Source organism: uncultured Catenibacterium sp. (assembly GCF_900540665.1).
Taxonomy (GTDB): domain Bacteria; phylum Bacillota_I; class Bacilli_A; order Erysipelotrichales; family Coprobacillaceae; genus Catenibacterium.
In genome coordinates this window covers 1-10420 of record NZ_UQGV01000078.1, presented here as the reverse complement: position 1 = coordinate 10420, position 10420 = coordinate 1, and the positions used below count along the sequence as shown (strand labels likewise).

The window sequence follows — 10420 nt, the reverse complement described above, 5'->3', positions numbered from 1 at the left end:
TTATCTAACATGATGAGGTCTATTTCTATCCACTATATTATTTGGCGCTTACTATCAATCCTTTTTTTATGTTATAGACTCAAGAAGAAATCCTGCATCTTCTTCGCTTCTGTATTTATTTCTAAATTACGTTTTTCAAATGCTTCAATATTAAAGTGCTTAGATTGATGAGATGCTTCTTCAATCGCTTCTACCCACTTATCTACTGCTTCATCTGTAATAGGGAACATTTTCACATTATCATTCACAATAGAGGCTAAAGAGATAGTGTCAGAAATCATACATGGTAATCCATTAGCTTCTGCTTCTAATAATGCGACACTTAGACCTTCAAAACGAGAAGGGAAGATGTATTGATCCATTGCCTGGATATAATCACTCACATTACTCTTGATACCTAAGAACTTTACATCATCTTCAATACCATATTCTTTGACCTGATTCTTTAATACTTCTTTATCTTCACCATCACCAATCAGTATCAACATATACTTGCCAGGATATTTATGATCTAATGCATTGAATACCTTTAATAGGTATGGATGATTCTTCTGGAAATGGAATCTTCCTGTATGACCTAATACAACCTTATCTCCTGCATTGAGTTCTTTTCTGATAGATTGTCTGATTTCTTCATTCGGTTTAAAGAAATTCACATCTACCGCATTATTAATCAATTTATAGTTAGGTAATACCGCATTCTTACCAAAGAACCATTCATTGGCATCTTCTGAACATGTCCAGAAGTCTGTTGCATACTTTCTAATCTGTGTTCTATTGAACTTATGTAAACATCCTCTTAAGAAACTATCTCCATTAGCTGCATTATGACAATGGATAATACGAGTAGGGATTCCATATTTCTTTGCCTTTTTTAAATAATCAATATTCGCAAGAGAACATGTATTAAACCATATAGCTTTATATTCAGAAGCATGTGTCTTAAAGAAGTTTTCTAAAGCTTCAGAGAATGCTTTTCTATCCTTACTTCTTGCAGGGATACGGTAAATAGTTCCTCCAAGACTTAAAATCTCTTGTTCATGTGCGACTACTTCAGTATTACATAAGAAATCAAATTGTACACGTGTACGATCTAGATGGCGATAGTAATTCATAATAACGGCTTCCATACCACCTGGATTGTCTGTAATTCCAAATACAAGTACTTTCATAATATACTCCTTATTTACTCTTAGAAAACTGTTTCTGTCTTACTTGTCCTACAAGTAATGCGAATCTATTCATCTTATGCTTTAAGAACCATAATGGTACTTTACGTGTAATAGAGATACCATTGTAGTTAGAATTCTTTACGGCGCGTTTAAATAAATCATTCTTCATTAATGTATTTAAAGAAGACATGGCATTATCTTTATTTTGTGGATGAGCACAATAATTCACTAGAATAAGTAATACATGATAACTTACAAAGTTATAGAATAATGTTTCTATACTCTTATCTTCATCAATGACATCTTTTAAGTCTTCTTCTACAGCTTTCATTGATAAAAGAAATTTATCTGCATACGCTGTATCAAACTTACGTACAGCTGATTGATCATTAAACACATAATGAACTAAAGGATGTTCATCACCTATAATAACACCCCAGTTCTGTGAAGCACGTGCACAATATTCTGCATCTTCTGCAAGACTTAATTCTTCATTTAATTGTATATTTTTAATTGTAGAAGTTTTAATGAGTTTACCCCAGCAGAATCCTACACCTGCCTGTACATTTAAAAGATCCTTTAAATAATCCTTCCAGCTACTATACATTGTATCTCTTGTATAATGAAGCATCTTTTCGCTATGATCACTATAATCTCTACTATAATTACAGATTACACAATCCGCATCAGCTTCTATTGCATGATTAAGAAGTAGTTCACAGGCATTACTTTCAATCCAGTCATCTGCATCTAAGAACATAATATAGTCTCCCTTAGCTGTTTTTACACCTAAGTTTCTACCAGAACATACTCCACTCTTAGAATTCTTTACAACTGTCACATTCTCTTTTGTATTTAATTCATTTAATGTATTCTGTAATTCATCATTAAATCCATTATCAATAATAATCACTTCTACATTTTTATATGTCTGATTTAAGCAGCTTTCAATTGTCTTATTAAAATAAACAGGATTTCCACGATATACAGGAATAATAATAGATATCAAACTTTTCATTATTCAAATACCTCTTTTACTTTAGCTAATGCAGCTGCAATAACTGCATCCATATCATAATACTTATATTCTCCAAGTCTTCCACCAAAGATGACTTTAGTTTCTGCTTCACCTAGTTTCTTATATTCTGCATATAAGGCACCATTCTTTTCATCATTGACTGGATAGTATGGTTCATCGCCTAACTTCCATTCAGAACTGTATTCTCTACTGATAACAGTCTTTGGCTGTGTTCCGAATTCAAACCATTTATGTTCAATGATTCTTGTCCAAGGAGTCTGGGCATCTGTATAGTTCACTGCCGCATTTCCCTGGAAATTTGGCTTGTCTAATACTTCTGTTTCAAATCTGACTGATCTGTATTCAAGTGTACCTAGCTTATAGTTGAAGTATGCATCGATAGGTCCTGTATAAACAACCTTGTCTGCAAGGCTGTCTAGTTCTTCCTTGTTTTCTAGATAATCTGTATTCAATCTTACTTCAATACCTTCCAACATGTTTTCTACCATCTTTGTATATCCACCCATTGGAATACCCTGATATAACGCATTGAAGTAGTTATTATCAAAAGTAAGTCTTACTGGTAATCTCTTGATGATGAATGATGGAAGTTCATTACATGGTCTTCCCCACTGCTTTTCTGTATATCCTTTGATTAGCTTTTCATAGATATCTCTACCTACAAGTGAAATAGCCTGTTCTTCAAGGTTCTTTGGTTCTCCCTTGATTTCTTTTCTCTGTTCTTCAATCTTGGCAGCAGCTTCTTCTGGAGTCACTACGCCCCACATCTTATTGAATGTATACATGTTGAATGGAAGAGAATAAAGTTCTCCCTTATAGTTCGCAACAGGTGAGTTAGTGAATCTATTGAATTCTGCAAACTGAGTGATATACTGCCATACTTCCTTATTATTTGTATGGAAGATATGTGCACCAAACTTATGTACATTGATGCCTTCTACTTCTTCTGTATAGATGTTACCGGCAATATTTGGTCTCTTATCGATAACTAATACTTTCTTTCCTCTTTTGTTGGCTTCATGCGCAAAGATAGCACCATAAAGGCCTGATCCTACTACTAGATAATCATATTTCATATTGATGTCCTTCTTTCGTTTCTTCAATAATACCATAAACTCTAAAATAAAACGAGGGTCGACATATACAACCCCCGTCACTTAATTAGTTTGTTTTCTTTTCAGCTTCTTTAGCTTCTTTTTCAGCTTTTTCTACATCAAAGATTTTCTTTTCAGTATCAATCTTCTTACCATCGCACATAGCGTTGATATACTTAGAATTTAATTTGATACTTTCTTCATCTGGGATACAATACCATAATCTAGTCTTAGGCATTGAATATCCACCAGTCTGGATGACACCTTCACCCTTTAAGAATGATTTCTGGAAATTCCATTTGATGTTATCATCTAACTGCTTATTTACAAGTGCTCTAATGCTTGAAGATGGCATATTTGTAGTGAATGTATCTTTAATAGAATCTAAGATTTCACTATAGTTTGTAAGAATCTTTGGAGATACGGCTTTCTTGATAATAGCCTGTAATACAGCCTGCTGGTTTTCAGTTCTATGCTGGTCACCAGATTTATAAGTATAACGTTCTCTTGCGAATGCAAGTGCCATACGACCATCCATATGTACATTACCTTCAGGAATCTTGATACCATGGTCTGTATATGGAATAAATGCTTTATCAGAATAAATATCAATACCACCTAATGCATCAACTAACTGAATAACTGACTGGAAATCAACTCTTGCATAGAAATCAATATTGATATCTAAGAAATCTTCAATAGTCTTAACACTGTTGTCTGTACCACCATATAAAGCAGAATGAGTTAATTTATCTTTCTTGCCACAGTTTGCTAGTTTTACATAATAGTCTCTAGGAATACTTGTCATTAAGATCTGACCATCATTTGGATTAATAGTTACTAATAGGTTAACGTCTGAACGGCTGTTTTCATTTACTCCGCCACGAGAGTCAACACCACTGATATAACATACGAAAGGTTTCTTTGTAACGTTAATATCAGATGCAGTATTTTCTACTTCTTCTACAATCTTTTCCTGCCATAATACTTTAGTCTTTGAATCAAAGTTACTATAAGTTTCTTTGATCATATCACGATAACTTTCATTTAATAGGATTGCATCACAATCACCATTATATAAATCTGATGCAAGCTTCGCATTATCATCTTCACCATTACCATGGAAACTAATCTGTTTCTGTAGTTTTTCTTTTACCTGCATCGCTTTCTTTTTATCGTTCGCAAAGTAATCGATTGTTTTACCCTTTAATGAAGAAACATTCTTATAACCACTACTTTTTAATACTACTAAAGAATAAGTAGTTGTTTCAGTACCTACATTAGTAAGAGATGAAAGGAATGAATCACCTTTGATAATCTTACTTGTACCAAATACCATTGCGATACTTAATAAAAGAGATACTATTTTACCAATTAAAGGTCTTGCAACTTTTTTCTTCTTTGATGGCTTAGTCAATAAGAACATGAATAGCCATAATATAACAAGTACTGCAAATGCTGCCATTAAATACTTTGTAGGTAAGATTCCAATCTTCACTACAAAGAATGCTAACACTGCAGACACAATAGCCTGGATACCTAGAACCAAGGCACGTGATGTAATAAACTTCATAACTACCTCCTAATATTCGGGTTCATTCGTCATTATACTCGTAAATGAAAAAATGAAAACCTTTAAGGTGATAATTACACAAAAATTACATATCATCTTCATAAACGAGTAAAATATGACTATTTATTCAAGTCTTTTTTAATTCTAGTTGTACTGATTTCAGGAGTTCTTGGTAAGTATACTACTTCTGCACCTTCTTCTTCTAAGAAATCAAACTGACCTTTCCAGTCATCTCCCATGACAAATGTATCAACATGATATTCATGGACATCTTTACGTTTCTGATCCCATCCACATTCAGGGATAACTAAATCTACATATCTAACTGATTCTAATAACTGTTTTCTCTGTTCATATGTGAAGTAACACTTTTTCTGTTTTTCATTCCAGTTAAATTCATCTGTTGATAAACCAACGATTAAGTAATCACCTAATTCTTTAGCTCTTCTTAATAGGTTGATATGACCATAATGTAATAAGTCAAAAGTACCATAAGTAATAACTCTCTTCATTCCACTTTTCCTCGTCTTTCTTAATACTGACTCTTCAAATACATCATTAATAGATGGAAGAGGTGTTTCTGATTTTAAATCTCTCTGTAATAATGCATTTACTGCATCTTTTGGATTCAAGCCTTCATTAACGATTTTATTCACAGTCATTACAATAGGCATATCCACTTTATAAGTTTCTGCAAGCTGAACAGCTGCTGGTAATGCATTAATACCTTCTACAACCATTCCTACTTCCTTAACTGCCTCAGCTGGTGTCTTACCTTCACCAATTAAATGACCTGCCTGGTTGTTTCTACTGAACTCACTTGTACAAGTCACAATCAAGTCACCCATGCCAGTTAATCCACTAAATGTATGTGGTGTACAGCCAATTCTACCACCAAGTCTTTCCATTTCTGCAAGACCTCTTGTGATTAAAGCAGCACGGGCATTATCACCATAACCTAAGCCACCAGAAATACCAGCAGCTAATGCGATAATATTCTTTAATGCGCCACAGATTTCAATTCCCTTTACATCATTATTAGTATAAACACGCATAAATGGACTGCTGAAGAACTTCTGTACATATTCTGCTGCCTCTAGATTTTTACATGCAGATACGATTGCAGTTGGCAAGCCTCTTGCCACTTCTTCGGCATGTGTTGGTCCAGATAAAGCCACTAGATGTAATGTGTCATTATCAAGCACATCTTCAATTACTTCAGTTAATGTCATAAATGTATCTGCTTCAATACCTTTCGCAACGTCTACAATAATCTGACTGTCTTTAATGTAAGGTTTAGCTTTTTCAGCTGTACTTCTTACAAATATAGAAGGAACCGCAAACATAATAATATTCTGATCAGTACATGCTTCTTCTATATCTGTTGTATAACGAATAGTTTCAGGAAAATCCACACCAGGAAGTTTCGGATGTGTATGTGTCGTACTTAATTGTTCTACTTCCTGTGGAAGTGCAGACCACACTGTAACTTCCTTATCACAATTAGCCAGCATTCTTGCAAGAGCCATACCCCAGGTACCAGCTCCTAAAATACCGATTCTTTGTCTTTCAGGCATATCGATGATTTCCTCCTTTATATAATAAAATACTAACTTAATTTTACATCATTCAATTTAATTAGTCATTACATAATTTTCCTACAAAGTATACCCTTTATTTATATATAAGTCAAAAAGCGCAGATTATGCGCTTCTATGTTTCAATTTATTAAAGATTTGTGTCAATATTTCAATCACTAGCTTTTCTTTCATGATAATGAGTACTACACCATATACACCAAAGAATAGGATAGCTGAAATAACGAGTGTAATAAATACATGAAGGTTAAGTACTGTTACCCAGCATGATGCAAGTGATGCAAGAATAATCGCAAGAATAATCTTTAAGTATTTAATATCACTAAAGGCTGATTTGATTTCGTTCTTTAAGGCAATACACTGAACAACCATAACTGCGAATTCTGCAAGTAATGTACCAATTGCTGCACCACTTGATTGGCATACTGGAATCAATAACGCATTAACGACTAAGTCAATAATTGCTCCGACAATTTCAGAAACAAGTACTGCCTTTTCATAGCCTAAAGGAACTAAAATCTGAATACCTAAGATATTGGTAATCCCAATAAGGAGTAGGGTAGGCATAATAAGCTGCATAGGCACAACGGCTGGTCCAAAAGCATCTCCTGATAAGAAATAGATTCCCTGTTTTGCGAATAGAATGAAATAAATCATCATTGGTGAAGCGACTAGGAATACAAAGTTTAATGCCTTTCTACTCAACTTCTTAAATTCATCCATCTGCTGATGTTCAATATAGTAAGCGGCTCTTGGAAGTAATACAGTACCAAGTGAAGTAACGATAGATACTAAAATATTCTTAATCTTAACAGCTGCACCATAGTAACCTACATCCGCATTTGTAGCCATGAAACCTAACATAACTGAATCTAGGTTCGTATAGATAGTTGTTGCACAGCTCATCGCAAAAAATATAGCGACTGGCTTAAAATGTCTCTTGAAGTTATAGTGTCCAACTGGTTTTAAGCCAATATACTTATGAGCATTTAATAAGTTAAGAATAAATGAAGCACTTGCCGCAAATACTGTTATACCTGCATACATTACATAGTCGTTTTTTGTTCGAACTAACATGAACATTGCGACAAGTCCGATAAACTTGAAGATAATAGAACGGATAGTAATATATGTATATTGTTCTAAAGCTTTATAAAGCCATTCCATACCTATTGTAGTAAGTAGGATAGTAGCACTCGTAATCACATACAACATCTTATCAGATGCTAGCTTTGGTACTGTGAATAACGCAATAATAAACGCAACATAAGAGATCACAGTCATGACAAGATTAATAATTAATAATTCCTGTGTTGTTCTTGTGAGTTTTTCATGATCATCTCTTACCTGTGCACATACTTTGATACCATATGTTGGAATACCTAACTGTGCAAACATAGAGAAATAAGTAATCAATGATGTCGCAAAGTTAACTTGACCTGTTCCTGTAGGTCCTAATACTCTCGATACATATGGGAATGTAATAAGTGGGAATATGAATGAAGACATTGTAAGTAATGCATTCATAATGAAATTCAACTTAAGTGATTTCTGTTTTTTCATACAAGACCTCTCTTTCCTTGTTACAAACCGCAACTATTATAATTCAAAAATAATAAGAGTTAAAGAAGAAAAAGAGGCATTATGCCTCTTCAATTTCTTTGATTGCTTGAGTTAAGTAATATCCATGTTTAAGTCTATCAGAAACAACTGCGACATTTTTAACCATTTCGAAGTATTCTTCTTCACTTAGACTCGCAAATTTTTCTCCAAGTTCATCTAAAGAGTTGACTGTGATACCTAAGCCATGTTCTTCTACGAATTTCGCTTCTGCAGCCTCTTTCCAGATCACTACTGGAATACCAGATACTAAATATAAAGATAATTTATGAGGGTTATTATATTTTAAATACTCTCCTGTATTACCATCACATTTTTCAATAGAACTTCCATCCCATACTAAACCAAAACCACTATATAGCTGATTATTGATTTCATCAGGTGGGAAAGCACCATGATAAGTAATATTAGATGCAAGAATAGCTTCATTTAAATGTACACCATATAAATCAAAATGTACTGCTTTAATATCCTTTAACTTGGCAAGATAATTGCTTTTCTTTTCATCTAAGTTACCTGCAATACTTACTGAACGATCAAACTTGATTGTATTATTTGATTCACATAAATAGTCAAAGATATGAAGATTATGAATCTTTTCTCTCTTTACTCCTTGTGTTACTAAATAGTCAATCATACAATCGTTATGCGCAATAATATAGTCTGAGATGTCATACATCTTATGATCCATATATTCAAAATCATCCTGAGCATTTAAGAATAGCTTTCTTAATGAGTCTAAGTCATGAATAAGGAAAGCAAGCTTGATATGCTTTTTCTGTTTAACCTTTTCTAAGATATCAATATATTTCTTATTTACATAAAGAGGGTGAGGTACAACAAGTAATGCACCTTCATCAATCTTATTTAAATGATTGAAAGCAAGAAAGTTATGAACCTTCTTGATATACTTGTTTCCTGATTTATAAAGATTAATTTCAAATGGTTCATAACCATTCTGATGAAGAATCTTATTACAATCCTGAACAGCTTTTGTACTTGCATCTAGATTAGAATCAATTGTAACCTGTAAATAATATTTTTTCATAACTGTTTTCCTTTCTCTAGTCATCTAGGTAAGATTTTAATTTCATTGCTTCTGTATCAATATCAAATCCCTTTTCCTTGATGATATCCGTATATTTATTTCTATTAATATTTCTTGAAGTGAATTGACTATAAATCATATCAGCCCATTCTTCAGGAGATTCATCTAATGAAATATATGTGAGTAAATCTGTAATCCCTACACTTTCTGGGACAACGGTCTTAGAAGTAAAGGATAACAGTCCAGAAGCCTGAGCTTCTAATAATGATATACCAAATCCTTCAAAACGAGAAGGGAAGAGGAATATATCAGCCGCTGATAATAGTTCCGGAATATCACTACGTAAGCCTAATAGCTGTACACTATCAGTAAGATTTAAATCAGAAATCTTCTGCTCGAGTTCGCCTCTTAATTCACCATCACCAACTAATACTAGTTCAAAGCGATCATCCTTATTTTTTAACTCTTCAAAGATATCAATAAGGAATAACTGGTTCTTTTGATAAGTGAATCTTGCGGTATTCATTACGACAATCTTACCTTCTGCATAAAGATCTTTACGATAAGCGGCTCTTACCTCTCTATCAAATTTAAAACGATCTGTATCTATCGCATTATTAATTACATGATAACGAGGACTTTGTCTTACATCATCTTCAAAGAAGAATTGTCCTGCAAGTTCTGAGCAGGCCCAGTAATCAGTGGCATACTGTTTCACTTTCTTTTTATTCTTATAATGCATGAACTTATAGAAGAGTGCTTTCTTGCCTTTCATCATGAAATCATTATTATGTGCATGTACAATTACTTTTTCAGGAGAACATAATTGTGCATATTCCAGCATACCAAAATTACCTAAATCACACGCATTAAACCAGATGATATCGTAATGATGGTGCTGAAAGAAACGCGTCATTTCTTGTTTAAATTCTTTAGCCTGTTTAAACTGACTTGATTGAATTGTATAAATTCTAGAATTATTCTCTAGAATCTCCTGACTGTAAGCACATGTATCAAATGTAGTAAGGAAATCTATTTTAAAGGTGTTCTTTAATTTTCTGAAGTAAGTCATCAAAAAACTTTCTATGCCACCAGGATTAGGTGTCATTCCTATAATCAATACACTCTTCATAATAAGCCTCCATTGTGATAAGGCAAAGATATTATATCTTTGCCTGAATAATTAATTAAATTCTTCTTTTACTTTAGCTAATGCAGCTGCGATAACTGCATCCATATCATAATACTTATATTCTCCAAGTCTTCCACCAAAGAT

General features: G+C 33.3%; 8 protein-coding genes and 1 pseudogene. All 9 read right to left on the bottom strand.

Annotated features, from left to right (window positions below; translation table 11 throughout):
• Nucleotides 1–71 precede the first annotated feature (71 nt).
• Nucleotides 72–1172 (bottom strand): glycosyltransferase family 1 protein, encoded by a 1101-nt coding sequence (locus tag QZQ55_RS09445; RefSeq protein ID WP_295092776.1) that lies wholly within the window; start codon nucleotides 1170–1172, stop codon nucleotides 72–74.
• 10 nt (nucleotides 1173–1182) lie between these two features.
• Nucleotides 1183–2190, bottom strand: a complete 1008-nt coding sequence (locus tag QZQ55_RS09440; RefSeq protein WP_295092773.1) for a glycosyltransferase family 2 protein — start codon at nucleotides 2188–2190, stop codon at nucleotides 1183–1185.
• A complete protein-coding gene (glf, locus tag QZQ55_RS09435; protein WP_295092770.1) occupies nucleotides 2190–3287 on the bottom strand; it encodes a UDP-galactopyranose mutase in 1098 nt (365 codons plus the stop codon). The genes QZQ55_RS09440 and glf overlap by 1 nt, the downstream gene beginning before the upstream one ends.
• A gap of 85 nt (nucleotides 3288–3372) precedes the next feature.
• Nucleotides 3373–4878, bottom strand: a complete 1506-nt coding sequence (locus tag QZQ55_RS09430; protein WP_295092767.1) for an LCP family protein — start codon at nucleotides 4876–4878, stop codon at nucleotides 3373–3375.
• Nucleotides 4879–4997: 119 nt separating this feature from the next.
• Nucleotides 4998–5390 (bottom strand): glycerol-3-phosphate cytidylyltransferase, encoded by a 393-nt coding sequence (tagD, locus tag QZQ55_RS09425; protein WP_040390148.1) that lies wholly within the window; start codon nucleotides 5388–5390, stop codon nucleotides 4998–5000.
• A 78-nt stretch (nucleotides 5391–5468) separates the two neighbouring features.
• A pseudogene (locus QZQ55_RS09420) lies at nucleotides 5469–6455 on the bottom strand (NAD(P)H-dependent glycerol-3-phosphate dehydrogenase); the annotation flags it as partial.
• A 126-nt stretch (nucleotides 6456–6581) separates the two neighbouring features.
• Nucleotides 6582–8039 (bottom strand): flippase, encoded by a 1458-nt coding sequence (locus QZQ55_RS09415; protein WP_295092764.1) that lies wholly within the window; start codon nucleotides 8037–8039, stop codon nucleotides 6582–6584.
• 79 nt (nucleotides 8040–8118) lie between these two features.
• Complete coding sequence (locus tag QZQ55_RS09410) at nucleotides 8119–9144, bottom strand: hypothetical protein (RefSeq protein WP_295092762.1); 1026 nt, start codon at nucleotides 9142–9144, stop codon at nucleotides 8119–8121.
• Nucleotides 9145–9160: 16 nt separating this feature from the next.
• Nucleotides 9161–10276, bottom strand: a complete 1116-nt coding sequence (locus tag QZQ55_RS09405; RefSeq protein ID WP_295092759.1) for a glycosyltransferase — start codon at nucleotides 10274–10276, stop codon at nucleotides 9161–9163.
• Nucleotides 10277–10420: the final 144 nt, after the last annotated feature.

Bases quoted from the DNA above. Each gene is read 5' to 3' on its own strand.
- glf (WP_295092770.1), bottom strand. From the start codon at position 3,287: ATGAAATATGATTATCTAGTAGTAGGATCAGGCCTTTATGGTGCTATC.
- tagD (WP_040390148.1), bottom strand. From the start codon at position 5,390: ATGAAGAGAGTTATTACTTATGGTACTTTTGACTTATTACATTATGGT.
- QZQ55_RS09445 (WP_295092776.1), bottom strand. From the start codon at position 1,172: ATGAAAGTACTTGTATTTGGAATTACAGACAATCCAGGTGGTATGGAA.
- QZQ55_RS09440 (WP_295092773.1), bottom strand. From the start codon at position 2,190: ATGAAAAGTTTGATATCTATTATTATTCCTGTATATCGTGGAAATCCT.
- QZQ55_RS09430 (WP_295092767.1), bottom strand. From the start codon at position 4,878: ATGAAGTTTATTACATCACGTGCCTTGGTTCTAGGTATCCAGGCTATT.
- QZQ55_RS09405 (WP_295092759.1), bottom strand. From the start codon at position 10,276: ATGAAGAGTGTATTGATTATAGGAATGACACCTAATCCTGGTGGCATA.
- QZQ55_RS09410 (WP_295092762.1), bottom strand. From the start codon at position 9,144: ATGAAAAAATATTATTTACAGGTTACAATTGATTCTAATCTAGATGCA.
- QZQ55_RS09415 (WP_295092764.1), bottom strand. From the start codon at position 8,039: ATGAAAAAACAGAAATCACTTAAGTTGAATTTCATTATGAATGCATTA.